This is a genomic window from Campylobacter sp. JMF_15 NE4, assembly GCF_027737645.1.
Lineage (GTDB): Bacteria > Campylobacterota > Campylobacteria > Campylobacterales > Campylobacteraceae > Campylobacter_B.
Window position 1 is genome coordinate 64,908 of sequence record NZ_JAOVTY010000002.1, and the last position, 14,212, is coordinate 79,119.

General features: G+C 41.3%; 14 protein-coding genes. All 14 read right to left on the reverse strand.

Going from position 1 to position 14,212, the window contains the following annotated elements; translation table 11 throughout:
• Positions 1 to 10 precede the first annotated feature (10 nt).
• Positions 11 to 1,180 carry an exodeoxyribonuclease VII large subunit gene (xseA, locus tag OFN98_RS04585; protein ID WP_270874221.1) on the reverse strand — a complete coding sequence of 390 codons (1,170 nt, stop codon included), beginning with the start codon at positions 1,178 to 1,180 and terminating at the stop codon, positions 11 to 13.
• On the reverse strand, positions 1,173 to 1,889 hold the full coding sequence (gene ubiE / locus OFN98_RS04590) for a bifunctional demethylmenaquinone methyltransferase/2-methoxy-6-polyprenyl-1,4-benzoquinol methylase UbiE (protein ID WP_270859688.1): 717 nt from the start codon (positions 1,887 to 1,889) through the stop codon (positions 1,173 to 1,175). Before ubiE ends, xseA begins: the two co-directional genes overlap by 8 nt.
• 8 nt (positions 1,890 to 1,897) lie before the next feature.
• Positions 1,898 to 3,316, reverse strand: coding sequence for a CYTH and CHAD domain-containing protein (locus tag OFN98_RS04595; RefSeq protein ID WP_270876631.1), 1,419 nt, complete (start codon positions 3,314 to 3,316; stop codon positions 1,898 to 1,900).
• A gap of 48 nt (positions 3,317 to 3,364) precedes the next feature.
• On the reverse strand, positions 3,365 to 3,775 hold the full coding sequence (locus OFN98_RS04600) for a Fur family transcriptional regulator (protein WP_270859690.1): 411 nt from the start codon (positions 3,773 to 3,775) through the stop codon (positions 3,365 to 3,367).
• Positions 3,776 to 3,830: 55 nt separating this feature from the next.
• Positions 3,831 to 5,681, reverse strand: a complete 1,851-nt coding sequence (gene dxs / locus OFN98_RS04605) for a 1-deoxy-D-xylulose-5-phosphate synthase (protein WP_270874223.1) — start codon at positions 5,679 to 5,681, stop codon at positions 3,831 to 3,833.
• Complete coding sequence (gene hisC / locus OFN98_RS04610) at positions 5,681 to 6,781, reverse strand: histidinol-phosphate transaminase (protein ID WP_270874224.1); 1,101 nt, start codon at positions 6,779 to 6,781, stop codon at positions 5,681 to 5,683. Before hisC ends, dxs begins: the two co-directional genes overlap by 1 nt.
• A complete protein-coding gene (gene pheA, locus OFN98_RS04615; protein WP_270872803.1) occupies positions 6,781 to 7,857 on the reverse strand; it encodes a prephenate dehydratase in 1,077 nt (358 codons plus the stop codon). The genes hisC and pheA overlap by 1 nt, the downstream gene beginning before the upstream one ends.
• Positions 7,857 to 9,062: a diaminopimelate decarboxylase gene (gene lysA, locus OFN98_RS04620; protein ID WP_270874225.1), complete on the reverse strand. Its 1,206-nt coding sequence runs from the start codon at positions 9,060 to 9,062 to the stop codon at positions 7,857 to 7,859. Before lysA ends, pheA begins: the two co-directional genes overlap by 1 nt.
• A gap of 47 nt (positions 9,063 to 9,109) precedes the next feature.
• The gene (locus OFN98_RS04625) at positions 9,110 to 10,156 is read right to left on the reverse strand and encodes an LptF/LptG family permease (protein ID WP_270874226.1); all 1,047 of its coding nucleotides are present in this window, start codon (positions 10,154 to 10,156) and stop codon (positions 9,110 to 9,112) included.
• A complete protein-coding gene (gene pth / locus OFN98_RS04630; RefSeq protein WP_270874227.1) occupies positions 10,153 to 10,710 on the reverse strand; it encodes an aminoacyl-tRNA hydrolase in 558 nt (185 codons plus the stop codon). The genes OFN98_RS04625 and pth overlap by 4 nt, the downstream gene beginning before the upstream one ends.
• Positions 10,711 to 10,718: 8 nt before the next feature.
• Positions 10,719 to 11,255 carry a 50S ribosomal protein L25/general stress protein Ctc gene (locus OFN98_RS04635; protein ID WP_270874228.1) on the reverse strand — a complete coding sequence of 179 codons (537 nt, stop codon included), beginning with the start codon at positions 11,253 to 11,255 and terminating at the stop codon, positions 10,719 to 10,721.
• A 101-nt stretch (positions 11,256 to 11,356) separates the two neighbouring features.
• Positions 11,357 to 12,577 (reverse strand): type IV pilus twitching motility protein PilT, encoded by a 1,221-nt coding sequence (locus tag OFN98_RS04640; RefSeq protein ID WP_270869229.1) that lies wholly within the window; start codon positions 12,575 to 12,577, stop codon positions 11,357 to 11,359.
• Positions 12,577 to 13,587 (reverse strand): transaldolase, encoded by a 1,011-nt coding sequence (locus tag OFN98_RS04645; RefSeq protein WP_270868835.1) that lies wholly within the window; start codon positions 13,585 to 13,587, stop codon positions 12,577 to 12,579. Before OFN98_RS04645 ends, OFN98_RS04640 begins: the two co-directional genes overlap by 1 nt.
• The gene (gene serB / locus OFN98_RS04650) at positions 13,580 to 14,203 is read right to left on the reverse strand and encodes a phosphoserine phosphatase SerB (protein ID WP_270872809.1); all 624 of its coding nucleotides are present in this window, start codon (positions 14,201 to 14,203) and stop codon (positions 13,580 to 13,582) included. The genes OFN98_RS04645 and serB overlap by 8 nt, the downstream gene beginning before the upstream one ends.
• Positions 14,204 to 14,212 lie beyond the last annotated feature (9 nt).

The window sequence follows — 14,212 nt, forward strand, 5'->3', positions numbered from 1 at the left end:
TCCTTAAAATTTAATCTAATATTTGCGCCTCTTTTTTAGCATTTTGCGATACAATCGCGATTTTATCGCCACTTTGTAGCTCTTCTAGGCTGATTTTTTTGCCATCTTTTTGGATTTGCACTAAATCTTTGGTAAGCTCAAAATAGCTTGCTTTTTGTTTTAAAATTTCGTTTTTTAGCTCGATTTGGTGAGTTAAATTTGCAAATTTGGCGTTGATTGTGTTTTTAAATTTAATCTCTAAATTTTGCAAATTTAATAAATTTTGCGTGATTTTGGTATCCACGGACTTGCTTTTTAGCTCGAAATATCGCATTTTAAGCTCACTATGCAAATTTGCGATTTTTTCATTTATAAATTTTTTCAAATAATTTTCCGCGCCGTCTAAATTCTGATAAAGTGTGGAAATTTCAGGCAATAAATCCACCATAGCCGCTGTTGGCGTGAGCGAGCGATGATCTGCGACAAAATCACTTATGCTAAAATCTATTTCATGTCCCACAGCCGAAATTATCGGTGTTTGCGCTGCGTAAATTTCGCGGGCGAGCATTTCGTCGTTGAAGCACCACAAATCCTCTTTACTACCACCTCCCCTTGCGATAATAATCGCGTCATACCCAGCGCTATCAGCCCTGCGTAGTGCCGATATGAGCGAGTTTGGCGCGCTAGTTCCTTGCACCAAAGAGTTGTAAATATCAATTTTAAGCATAGGAAATCTATCGTTTGCTACTCTAAGCATATCCGCGCACGCTGCCGATCCTGCGCTCGTAATAAGCGCGATATGGCGCGGAAATTTCGGAAGCGGTTTTTTGTGCGACGCGTCGAAAAGCCCCTCGGAAAAGAGCTTTTCTTTAAGCGCGTTAAAGCGCATTTCTAGCTCGCCAGCCCCAGCTTCTCGCATTTGCGTTACTTGGATTTGATACGCACCAGTGGCTGGATAAATCGTAAGTTTGCCCGTTAGCACGACACGCATGCCGATTTTTGGCGCGAAATTTACCTTTTGATTGGCGAAGCGAAACATAGCGCAATTAAGGGCTGAGTTTTCGTCTTTTATCGTAAAATACCAGTGTTTGCTTATACTTTGCTCGCTAAATTTCGAGATCTCGCCCTCGACCTCGATACCAGCAAAGGTCGTTTCTAGTAGCGCTTTGGCCTTTTCATTGACTTCGCTGACGCTAAGCATCGCGCACCTTTTTGGCGATAAAAAGCGTGCTCACATCGAAGCTAAATCCCTTTATCACAAGTGGCTCAAAGCCCGAATTTATGAGCTTTTCTTTGAAGCTTGCGGTGTCTAGGAAATTGCCGATTGAGCTTGGCAAATACTCGTAAGCTTCCTTGTTTTTCGAAATCGCGCCACCGATTAATGGCAAAATTTTGCTGACATAAAAATCGCGCATTTTAAATACTAGCCCGCCGTTTTGGGCTTTGGTAAATTCTAGCACCACGACTAAGCCACCTGGTTTTATCACGCGGTTAAACTCGCGCAAAGCTTCATCTAGGGCCACTACATTTCGTATGCCATAGCTGATACTTACGATATCCACGCTAGCGTTTTCTAGCGTCGTTTGCGTCGCAGTCGCGGTGATAAAGGTGTGGTCTTTGAATTTCTCTTTGGCTACGCCTAGCATACCAACGCTTGGATCAATTCCTATGATTTGCTCGATTGAAACGCCGTGTTTTGGGGCTAATTCCTCCCAAATTTTAATCATATCGCCAGTTCCGCACGCTACATCGGCAATTTTTACGCTTTTGTTTTTGCAGTATTCAAGCGCCGCTCCCACGCCTGCTTTGCGCCACGAAGTATCCACGCCAAGGCTGATTGCGCGGTTTGCCTTGTCATAAGTAGGCGCGATTTCATCGAACATTTTTATGATTTTTTCTTGTTTTTCCACGATTTTTCCTATCTGTATATTTTGATTTTTGCAATTGCTTTTTTTATGGATTTTAAAAACTCATCTTTGTGAGCTAAAATCTCGCTTTTTAGGGACTTTGTCTTGGCAATTAGCTCGTTATTTAGAGCCAAAAGGTATTTAAAACTCTCGTCGTTTTTATCGCTTGCTTTTTGATACATGGCGATGAAATTTTGCCAAATACTCACATCTTGGAGCGCACCAAAGCTCTCTTGCGCGATTTTAACCTGCTTGTAAGCCTCGCTAATCCTAGCGCTCTCATAAATCCTAGCGCAAAATTCAAGCTCATAGCGAACCTTTTTTAGATAAATTCGCGCGTCGTGAAATTTGGCGATTTCGCTTTTTTCGTTTAATTCGCCCATCACGCCTCTAAGTGCTTTTAACGCCTTGTTTAGGCGATTTGAGATAAATTTTTTGGCGATTTTTTCATACTCTGGGCTAAGGTAAATTCCGCCTAAATTTTTCAAAAAATCCTCAAATTTAGCCCTAAATTTATCAAATTCAGCGTCGCTTAAAGCTCTTTTTGTGCGCTCATTAATACTGCGCCCAAGTGTATTCATCTGCGCTCCAAAGTGCGCTGGGGCGGAGTTTTGCACCAAAAATTTGCTAAATACTTCGATATCTCGCATTTGGTTTGTTTTGCCGACGATGTTTTTGAGATGAGTTAAAATTTCATCAGTAATTTTTGGTGCGAAAAGCGGAGCGAAAAATTTCACCATAACCCGCATTTTGCGCATTGCAATGCGAAATTTATGAAGCGCTTCCTCATCTTTGGCACCCATATATTCATCGTGCGATTTTAAAATTTGCGAATAAATTTTAGCAAAAATCACGCCAGCACTTTGCGCGCTATCGGCGTATGGCGGGATTTGAAATTTCATATCGTCAAATTTTTCAAAAACGCTTTTGGCAAAGCCATAATTTAGCTTTTCGCAAGGCTTACCAAAACGCGCTAAATAGCGTGTTTTGTAGCGAAAATCATCGCTGATATCTAAAAATTCGTGCTCGCCAAATGTTTTGATAAAATCAAACTTCTTGCTAGCTTCTTCGCTTTTGAAATTCGCAACTAGCGTGATTAGCGTAGATAGCCTGGAAGAGTAAATTTCTAGGTGAAAATCAGCCTGAGAATTCGCAAAGCCATAACGGCATTTTTGCACCATTTCGCCCTGCATATCGGCCTTGGCTTCGTTAAAATCGTCTTTGGAAATTTTAAATTTTAAAGCCTCGCGGATAAGATCTTCTTTTTTATGATGAAGCGTAAAGGTATTGTTTTCGCAGACATAGTAAATTTCGGGCGAAAATGATGTATAAAACCAGCTAACATCGCTTTTGCGAAGTTTGACGCCAGCATCTTGCAATGCAAATAAAATCGCCCTATCATAAAGTAGAAATTTGCGCTTTGTCTTCATACCCACTCCAAAAATAAAATGGGTAATGATAGCAAATTTAAGCTTATATTACCTACAAAACTCGCAGTCTTCAACCGTGGCTGTGATATTTAGTTTGCGGACAAAATTTTTAAGCTGTTTTTCGACACTGGTGCGCATATCGTCCATAAAAATATCGCCCATAAACATATCGCTGACATTGCCACATTTTTCGCAAACGACATGCATGTGCGGGGTGTTGTAGATATCGTATCTTGGCTTTTGGTTTGGAGTATTTACCTCGACAACCACGCCCTCATCAAGCAATCTATTTAAATTTTTATAAACCGTAGCAAGTGAGATTGATGGGTAATCCTCTTTAATCCCGTCATAAAGCGAGTCGATATTTGGGTGCTCGTGGCGGTCTAGCACTTTTAGGATACAAAGGCGTTGTGGCGTGGCTTTGAGCCCGCAGTTTTTGAGCAAATCTACATGTGTCATAATGTCGTCCTTAGATAAAATTTACTCATTATATGCAAAAAATATTAAACTAAAATTATACTAATTGATAATTTTTTGTATTTGATATTACCTTTGCCAAATTTTGCGCATCTAAACCTAGCGATTTCTCCACATCTGCGGTGCTTCCATGTGGCAAAAACTTATCCTCAAACTCATAAGAAATAATTTTTACATTTTGAATATTTTCCTCTTGTAAAAACGCGCCTAGTATTTCGCCCACACCGCCTTTTTTCATACTTTGGCTAAATACGAACCAAATTTTGGTTTTTTTCGCTAAATTTAGTAAAAATTCTCTATCCAGTGGCTTTACAAATACCAAATCAACGATATTTACGCTCATTTTATCATTTAGGATTTTTGCTACCTCGCACGCCTTGCCGGTGCTATCTCCATAGCCGATAAATGCGATTTGGCTAGCCTCACACTCTTTGATAAATCTCGATTTTAATGGCAAAATTTCAGGAATTTGCCCGAAATTTGGCTCCAAGCTTTGCATCGTAAAACTTCCGCGCGGATAACGAATCGCCAAAATCCCCCTATGCTCGTGCGAATACCTCATCAAAGCCCTAAAACTCGCCTCATCGCACGGCGCACACAGACTTAAATTTGGTATAGCATTAAACAAGCTTATATCAAAAACCCCCTCGTGCGTCTCGCCGTCCTCGCCCACGATTCCAGCCCTATCCATCGCAATCACAGCGTTTAAATTCATAAGCGCCAAATCGTGAATTACTTGATCGACCGCGCGCTGCATGAAGGTCGAATATATCGTAATGTATGGCCTAAAACCCTCTTTTGCCATTGCTGCCATTGAGGTTACCGCATGCTCCTCGGCAATCGCCACATCCCAAAATCTATCAGGAAAACGCTCAATTAGCGCGTCTAGCCCAGTCCCGCTTGGCATAGCAGCTGTTACGCCAACTACATCAGAGTGAGCCTGCGCTAGCTCTAAAAGGGCTTCTTGGTAAATTTTTGTAGCTGATTTCGCGCCCGATTTTTTCTTAAATTCGCCACTTTTTATGTCGAAAGCTCCCACGCCATGCCAGTTGCCGTCGTCGTTTTCGCTGTTTTTATAACCCTTGCCTTTGATTGTTTGGATATGCACGATTACGGGCTTTTTAGCACTCTTTGCGACCTTAAATGCGCTAATTAAATCGCCTAGGTTGTGTCCATCAACGGGGCCGATGTATTCAAGGCCAAGCTCCTCGAAAAACATGCCAGGGATTATGAGTTTTAGCGAGTTTTCAAAGCGCCTTGCCATGTATGTAGCACTCTCTGGCGCGTGAGATAAAAGCTCTCTTATGCGCGATTTAAATTTTTGATATGTCTCGCCCGCCATCATTTGGCTAAGATACTTGCTAAATGCGCCGATTGGCTTAGAAATGCTCATTTTGTTATCATTTAGTATGATTACGCAAGGCAAATGCAAATCCCCTAGCTCGTTCATCGCCTCATAAGTCATGCCCCCACTCATCGAGCCGTCCCCTACTAGCACCACAGGCACCCTATCCTCGCCTTTGAGTTTGATCGCCTTTGCTGCGCCCACAGCTAGGCTAATCGAGGTGCTAGCATGCCCTGCTACGAAATAATCATGCGCGCTTTCGCTAGGCTTAGTATATCCGCTAAGTCCGCCAAATTTACGCAAAGAGCCAAACTCCTCCCAACGCCCAGTTAGAAGCTTGTGCGCGTAGCTTTGGTGGCTGACATCGAAGATAAATGGATCTTTTGCGCTATCAAAAACCACATGCATAGCCACTATCGCCTCGACTGCCCCCATATTTGAGCTAAGATGACCGCCGTTTTGGCTCACGACTTCGACGATTCTGGTGCGAATTTGCTCACAAAGCTCGCTAAGTTCGGTTAGGCTTTTGTTTTTGATATCCACTATAACAACTCTTTTAAGGCTTTAAAAACGCGCAAATTTTGCTTCGGAAGTCCGATTGTAATGCGAATCGCGTTTAATCCATAACTCTTTAAATTTCGCAAAATTATGCCTTGGCGCAAAAGTGCGTCGCAAATTTTAGTTGAATTTTGATTTTCGCCTAGCATAAATGTTATGAAATTTGCATAACTTGGCAAGAATTTAATGCCGTTTTTGGTGGCAAATTTTTCAAATTTTTTCATTTCTTTAAAATTGTTTTGCAAGGTCTTTTGCACAAATTTATCATCGCCAAGTGCCGCAATCGCCGCTGCTAAGGTCGGCGTGGTGATATTAAATGGCGGGCGCAGTTTATAAAGCGCGCTAATAATTCCACTCTCGCCAATTCCATACCCCACTCTCATGCCCCCAAGCCCATACGCCTTAGAAAATGTCCCAAGATAGAGGGCGTTTGTGAAATGCGTGGCTATAAATTTAGGATCAAGGTGCTTGTTTTTGTCCTTAAATGTGGCAAACTCATTATACGCCGCGTCGATGATGACGAGGGTATCTTTATCCACGCTAGCGATAAATTCGTAAATTTTCTCAGCGTCCAAACACTCGCCAAGAGGGTTGTTTGGCATACACAAAAATATCGCTTTAATCTCGTTTTTGTGCGCCTCATAAAGCGATTTTAACGCCTCTAAATCGTGCGAAATTTCTTTGGTTTTATAAATTTTGCCCTCGCAGTGCCTTGCGTAAATGCCATACATCGCAAAGCTTACCCCTGCTTGAAGTATCGCAAAACCCTTGCTAAGCACGCTGTGAAGGGCAAATTCGATGATTTGATCACTACCTGCGCCGATTATGATATTTTCGCTTTTTACGCCAAATTTCGCTGCTAGCGCGTCTTTTAGCTCAAACATACTATCATCAGGGTAGAGATGAGCACAGGTGGCGCATTTTTTAATGGCTTTTTGCGCTTTTTTGCTAGATCCAAATGGATTTTCATTGCTAGCTAGTTTTAGCACATCTTTTTTCTTCACGCCAAATTCGCGCACCACTAGCTCGATTGGCTTTCCAGCCTCGTAATTACTCAAATCGTCCAAAAATTTGTTAAATTTCATTATTCATCTCCATTTAAATAGCTTCCAAGCCAAGTTATTTCATGAGCGTGGCGAGTGGCATTTTCTAGCACTCTAATCACACCCTCATCGTCGATATGCCCCTCAAAATCGATATAAAATACGCTTTTGAAATCATGCGATTTAATCGGGCGGCTCTCTAATTTAGTCAAATTTATCCCCTCATTGCGAAACATTTGAAGTAACTCCACTAAACCGCCCGGTTTATCATCGGTTTTAGCCAAAATGCTAGTTTTGTTGCGGTCGCTTCTTTGGTTTTTAAAGTCGCTTAGCACGAAAAATCTCGTGCGATTGTTTGCATTATCCTCGATTTTTTCATACATTACAGGCACGCCATACAGCTCGGCTGCGATTTTAGAGCAAATCGCTGCTGAATTTGGATTTTCTAGCGTTGCCTGCGCGGCTTTGGCAGTGGATTTGGTGGCTGTAAATTTAACCCCGCTAAGTCCGTGATCGTCTAAGAATTTCAAACATTGATTATATGCTTGCGGGTGAGAGAAAATCTGCGTAATCTCGGCTGTTTGCGTGCAGTTTGTAACCAAAGAGTGGTGGATATCCATATAAATTTCAGCTACGATTTTGACCTCTTGGTATTTGCGCAAACAATCCAGCGTCACGCCGACTGCACCTTCGGTGTTGTTTTCTATGGGCACGACGCCGTATTTTGCCTCTTTGGTGATTAGGGATTTAAACACTGCCTCGATGTTTGAGAGTGGCTCATAGGTGCTAATCGCGCCAAATCTAGCCTTGGCTGCTTGGTGAGTGTATGTGCCAAAAGGCCCTAAAAACGCTACGACTTGCGGTTTTTCTAAATTTCTAGAAACTGAGAAAATTTCAAAAAATATCGCCTCAATCGCCTCTTTGTTTAAATTTTTTAGCTTTACCCCATCGAGCCTAGAAATTATCGCACGCTCCCTTTCTGGGCGATACACGGCGCTTCCTGTGGTCTGCTTCAATTCGCCGATTTTTTTGACATAATCCATACGCAAATCAATCAAACGAATAATCTCATCGTCGATTTTATCAATCCCTACGCGTAAATCTTCTATGCTTTTCATCACTCTTCCATATATTTTTTTTCGTTTGCAACGAGATCCTCGAAACTCTCTCTGGCTCTGATTAAGCGATCCTTGCCCTCGCTAATAGCCACCTCAGCTGGGCGCGGGCGCGTATTGTAGTTGCTAGACATGCTAAACCCATACGCTCCTGCGCTTTTTATCACCAAAATATCGCCGTGGTCTAAATTTGGCAAATTTACATTTTTGGCTAAAAAATCGCCACTCTCGCAAATCGGCCCTACGATATCACAAAGCGAATTTTCGCCCTCTTTTTGCACAGCTACGACCTCGTGATAGGCTTGATATAGGCTTGGGCGGATTAGATCGTTCATAGCTCCGTCTGTGATGACAAAGCGTTTAGCGCCGTTGTATTTCTCGTATAAAACGCTAGTGATAAACTCGCCCGCATTTCCTACGATAAACCTGCCCGGCTCGCATGTAATCGTAACATCTAGCCCACTTAAAACAGCCAAAATTCCTTGCGCATAATCATACAAACTAACCTGTTTCTCGTCTTTATAGCGGATTCCAATCCCTCCACCGATATCGAAAAATTTAATCTCAATCTGCGCTGCAAGCAGTTCGCGCAAAAGATCGCTTACGATTTTCGCCGCGTCGTGGATTGGCGAAATGTCAGTTAGCTGCGAACCTATGTGAAAGTGGATCCCAACTGGATTTAAAAATTCAGACTTTTTAGCGTAAAGATACATAGCGCGCGCATTATCAATGCTAACGCCGAATTTGTTTTCGTTAAGTCCAGTAGAAATGTATGGGTGGGTTTTGGCATCGACATTTGGATTTACGCGGATACTAATCCTAGCGGTTTTGCCCAAATTTTGCGCGATTTTTTCTAGGCGATACATTTCGGCTTCGCTCTCTAAATTTATATATAAAATTTCGCTTTTTAGTGCCTCTTCTAGCTCGTAATCTTGCTTGCCCACGCCTGAATATATGATTTTATACGGATTTGCCCCAGCTAGTAGCGCGCGTCTGACCTCGCCGATACTCACACAATCAAAACCGCTTCCTAGCCTTACTAAATGTTGCAAAATGCTTAAATTCGAGTTTGCCTTAATAGCGAAGCAAACTAGCGATTTGCGCGCTGCAAATGCACCTTTGAGCAATTCATAATTTTTCGTAATCTCGTCGAAATCATAAACATAAAGTGGAGAGCCGTATTTTGAGACCAAATTTTTGTAATTCATATATTTTCTTTCGGTAAAAAATTTTGCGCATTTTAGCAAATTCGGACTTAACGATGCTTAAAAACCAGCCAAATCGCAAATACTAAAAGTAGCAAAATCGGCACGATAACGCCTAATTCTGGGAGTATCACGCCATTAAGCGAGAAGCGAATCAGCACGAAAAACAGCCCCCACGCACACAGCGTAATGATAAAAAACCCAAAACTCATAAGAGCTAGGTTAAAAAACCTGCCAGTAATCGGAAAATAATAATAAAGGATTAAAATCATAATCGGCGCAAAAAGCGGGAAAAATATCATATTGTATAAATTTGCCTTGATTGAATTTACATTAACGCCTTGGTTTGCGAAGGTTTTGATAGAGCGAATCGCGTCTTTGATCGAATATACATTGCTCGTATCATACACGCTTTCGATCGAGCTTGGGTTAAAACCCCTTAGCATGGCTTCGTTTTGGATACTTTCCCTTTTCAACCCAGCCTCGCCAAGGCTTAAATTTGTAGGAATTTGGGTTTTTTCGCCCTCTTTAAATTTCCACTCTTTCGCGCTGTATTCGCCGTTTTTAGCCCAAATTCTACTTTGCAACTCGCTAGCGTTGATATCAAATGCTATCATCTCATCAGCGTGGTTTTGGTGAAGGCCATTGATATAGACATATTTTCCCTCGTATTTTAAAAACATCTCAGGTCCTACTGGGGTAAAATCCGTCAAATTCTTTTGAAATTTCAAAGCATAGGCAAAAGGCGTGGTATTTAGATAAATATATCCTAGCGTGATAAAAAGCGATATCAAAAACGGCGGGATTATCAGGGTGTTTTTGCTCACGCCAAGGGCGTAAAAGCTGATAAGCTCGCTACTTCGAATCATGTTAAAAATCATTATAATCAGCGCAAAAATCAGGCTTAATGGCAAAATATAAGTAATCGCCACGCCAGCTGTTAATGCAACATATAAAAGCCCTGTATTTGCGCTTTGGGGGAAGTCTTTGAGATTTGTTAAAACATCAATTCCCACATAGAAAAAATCCAAAGCCAAAAACAAAATAAAAAAATATTTTATATAAACAAGGCTTACATATTTTGCGTATAGTTTCACTCTAATACCTTTTTTATCGTGTATTTTTGCGAAATTTCATCAATATTGCTTCGTAAAAGCTCACTTGTCGCCTCTTTTGCATAAGATAAAATTTTATTTAGTTTTTCGCTCTCATCTTCACTAAATTTACCCAAAACAAAATTTGCAGCGTCAAAACCTTCTGGCTTTTTGCCTACACCTATTCGCACACGCTCATACTCAGTGCCGATTAGATTATCGATTGATTTTAGCCCATTATGACCCGCAGAACTTCCACCAAATTTAAATTTTATCGCACCCAAAGGCAGATCAATATCATCATGAGCTACGATAATACGCTCTGGTTTATAAAAATCACAAACTGCTTTGACAGAATTTCCGCTAAGATTCATAAATGTGTGAGGTTTAAGAAGTAGAAGTGAGCCCTTTTTATAGAGCTCACCATTAAATTTTGCTCCACTAACATCGCTAAAACCGCCATTGCTTAGCAGAGCGTCGATTAGCATAAATCCTACATTATGCCTAGTATGAGAATACTTCTCCCCTGGATTACCAAGTCCAACGAGCAGTATCATTGCGCGCCTTATTTAGCCGAAGTTACTCCGACTACCGCAACAGAACCGTCCATGATGATACTTACACCCTCTTTTACTGGGATATCACGAACTAAAATAAAATCACCCAAATCAAGGTCTGTAACATCTAATGTAAAATTATCTGGCAAATCTTTACCAGCGCATTTTACAGCCAATCTGCGTTTTGATTGAACCAAAACACCTTTGTTTTTTAGACCTTTTGCGATACCTGTTGTATAAACTGGAACAAGATATTTGCTTACTACATTGTCATCTACTACGCGTAAATCAACATGAGTTAGGGCGTTTGTTACAGGGTGTTTTTGGTATTCTTGCACTACTACTTTGTATGTGCTATCGCCCACTTTTACCTCGAAAGGCAAAGTATTTTTGCTGCGAACTGCTTTGATAAAATCGTTTATTTTAAACGCAGCATTTATATTTTGTAATCCTTTCGCATAAATATTAGCGATTAGATAACCATCTCGTTTTAAAGACTTAGAAGCCTTTTTACCGATACTATCTCTAACGATACCTTCTAACATGAGTTTTCCTTTAAAAAAAATAGGGGCTGATTTTACTAAAATTTAACTTTAATATAGCTTTATAAAAGGGTGCTAGCAAGAAATTCTTGCTAGCATAAATTTTAACGACGAATATCTTGGAGTTGAACGACTTCTTCTGCGAGTTGATCTGGGATATCCTCGCCGTTTGCGAGCATCATACCGCGTTTTTTCGCTAGGTCTGCGTTTTTCATTTTTAGCTCTAAGTCGTTGCGTTTAGAGGCCTTATCAAGGGCTTCGTCCCTGCTAATGACCTCTTGGACATACAGATCAAGCAGGTGTTGATCGAAGGTTTGCATACCGTAAGTATTGCGTCCATCGGCGATTGCGTCTGGAATTTCGGAGTCGCGTCCTTCTAAAATCATATCTCTAATACGGGTATTTTTACGCAAAATTTCAACTACCGCCACGCGTTTTCCATCAATTGTGCGTGCAAGGCGTTGTGAGATTACAGCCTCGATAACGCTAGCTAGTGTCATACGGATACGCTCTTGCTCTGCTTGTTCAAACATCGCAACGATACGGTTGATTGTCTCTTTGGCGTCGATTGTATGCACGGTAGAAAAGACAAGGTGGCCAGTCTCAGCAGCATGCAATGCAGTCTCAATCGTCACAAGGTCACGCATCTCGCCCACGAAGATAACATCAGGATCCTCGCGCAGTGCCGCACGAAGTGAATCAGCGAAAGTGTTGCAGTCCTCGCCGATAGCGCGCTGGTTGATGATACATTTATCATCTTTGAAAACAAACTCAACTGGATCTTCAATCGTAACGATATGGCTCGTTCTAGCGTGGTTTATGCGATTTAGCATAGAAGCGATTGTGGTTGTTTTACCGCTACCTGTTGGGCCAGTTAGAAGCACGACGCCACGCATAGCAGTATCGCAGATCTCTTTGATACTTTTTGGAAGTCCTAGCTCATCAATTGTAGGAATTTTAACTGGAATCGTTCTAAATACCGCACTTACGCCGTCAATTTGAAAAAAGATATTTACACGAAAGCGGTATTCGTCGTTTAATTTGTATGTAAAATCCACGCTTTTATTTTTAATCATCTCTGGGAAACGAGTTTTTAAAAGCTCTTTTGCCAAAGTCATCATATCTTCTTTAAGATAAGGATCTTTTGTAAATTTTACAAGCTCACCATTAATCCTACCGCGCACCACAGAACCTGCTTTTAGGTGCAAGTCGCTACCACCATTTTGAACCAAAAAATTCAAAAATTTATCAAGTCTATCGCGTTGCTTAAAATCCAGCGTGCTTACATCGACTTGATATTGTGAATAATCAATTGCGTCAGCCATTATTTCTCCTTTTCAAGTGTTGTCATAATCTCATCAAATGCTTGTTCAAAAGCCACCAAGCCATCTTTTAAAAGCTTTTTATAAATTTTATCCATATCAATGCCAGCCTTTTGCGCGACATCTGCGAAAAATTTATCAATTTCCTCATCGCTAAATGGAGTTTTTGGCTCACATTTTGCTCCTATGAAAGCCTTGATTGTATCAAGCGGAGCAGTATTTACGCTAAGCGGATACAAAAGCTCTTTTATATAATAATCCGCAGGGATTTCGCCACCTTTTACCCCTGTGCTAGCAAAAAGCGCCCTAACAAACGGTAAATTTTCTTTTGCAATTATATTATAACATTTCGTAGCGTTCATAATGCCGATTTTTGCAGGCTCTAAGCCAGCTTTTTTCATATCCTCATCAAGGGCTCTATCAAAACGGCTAACAAAAATGCTAATCACAGATTGCGGAAGTTTTGCGCCTTCAAATTTAGCCGCAAACTCGCTTGTGCCCTCTTTAATCGCTTCTAGGCATTTTGCGGTTTGCTCTGGCGAGAAAATCAAGGTCGCATTTACATTTATACCCCGCCTCGTCAAAGCTCTCATCGTTTCGTATCCAGCCTGGGTCGCTGGGACTTTTATCATCACATTTGGCATGGCAATTTGCGCGTAAAGCCTTTTGCCCTCTTTTATCATAGCCTCTGCATCATCTGAGATACTAGGATCTACTTCGATACTAATAAAGCCGTCATCGCCTCTGGCGTAGTTTGCCAAAAGCGCGTTTGCGGCGTTTTTGATATCAGTTATAGCTAAAATTTCATAAAGCTTTTTTGTGTTTTTGTGCGCAAATTTCGCCTTTTGCGCGCCGTAAGCTTGGGAGGTGGTAATGGCGTTTTTGAAAATAGAGGGATTTGAGGTCGCGCCGTTAAATGTGCCTTTTGCGAGAAATTCGCCAAATTCCTTTGCGATAAAATCGCGCTCGATAAAATCGCACCACAAGCTAAATTTGATATCGTCGTTATACATACTGCATTATCTCCCTTAAATCTTTTTTATCCACGCAATGAGTTGCCTCTTTTTTCAAAATTTCATTAGCGCAAAACGCGATTCTTAGCCCCGCTTCTCTAAACATCGCCACATCGTTTGCCCCATCTCCCACACACATAACCTCATCTGCACTTAAATGCAAAATCGCTTTGAGCTGTTGCAAGACCACGCCTTTGGAGTAGCCAAACATCATCTCTCCACCCACATGACCGGTTAAAATTCCATCTTTTCGGTGCAAGATATTGGCAAAACTCGCATCAAATCCCAGTACCTCTTTTGCCCAGTCTGTCGCCACATGAAATCCACCACTAAACACCACGACGGTAATTCCCTTGGATTTAAGGTAGCTTATAAGCTCTTTTGCGCCTGGCACAAAGGGCAAATTTTGCGCGATTTTTTGCATATCCGAAAATTTCATACCCTTTAAAAACATAGCCCGCTCTTGCAAACTCTCGAAAAAATCGATCTCGCCCGCCATTGCGCGCTTTGTAATCTCTTTAACCTCTTTTTCTTTTCCTACGCTTTTTGCAAAATTCGTTATCGTCTCCCCGTCCATAAGCGTAGAATCGAAATCAAACACACAAAGTTTTATCATTAAATTTCC

Bases quoted from the DNA above. Each gene is read 5' to 3' on its own strand.
- xseA (WP_270874221.1), bottom strand. From the start codon at position 1,180: ATGCTTAGCGTCAGCGAAGTCAATGAAAAGGCCAAAGCGCTACTAGAA.
- OFN98_RS04595 (WP_270876631.1), bottom strand. From the start codon at position 3,316: ATGAAGACAAAGCGCAAATTTCTACTTTATGATAGGGCGATTTTATTT.
- OFN98_RS04600 (WP_270859690.1), bottom strand. From the start codon at position 3,775: ATGACACATGTAGATTTGCTCAAAAACTGCGGGCTCAAAGCCACGCCA.
- hisC (WP_270874224.1), bottom strand. From the start codon at position 6,781: ATGAAATTTAACAAATTTTTGGACGATTTGAGTAATTACGAGGCTGGA.
- pheA (WP_270872803.1), bottom strand. From the start codon at position 7,857: ATGAAAAGCATAGAAGATTTACGCGTAGGGATTGATAAAATCGACGAT.
- lysA (WP_270874225.1), bottom strand. From the start codon at position 9,062: ATGAATTACAAAAATTTGGTCTCAAAATACGGCTCTCCACTTTATGTT.
- pth (WP_270874227.1), bottom strand. From the start codon at position 10,710: ATGATACTGCTCGTTGGACTTGGTAATCCAGGGGAGAAGTATTCTCAT.
- OFN98_RS04635 (WP_270874228.1), bottom strand. From the start codon at position 11,255: ATGTTAGAAGGTATCGTTAGAGATAGTATCGGTAAAAAGGCTTCTAAG.
- OFN98_RS04640 (WP_270869229.1), bottom strand. From the start codon at position 12,577: ATGGCTGACGCAATTGATTATTCACAATATCAAGTCGATGTAAGCACG.
- OFN98_RS04645 (WP_270868835.1), bottom strand. From the start codon at position 13,587: ATGTATAACGACGATATCAAATTTAGCTTGTGGTGCGATTTTATCGAG.
- serB (WP_270872809.1), bottom strand. From the start codon at position 14,203: ATGATAAAACTTTGTGTGTTTGATTTCGATTCTACGCTTATGGACGGG.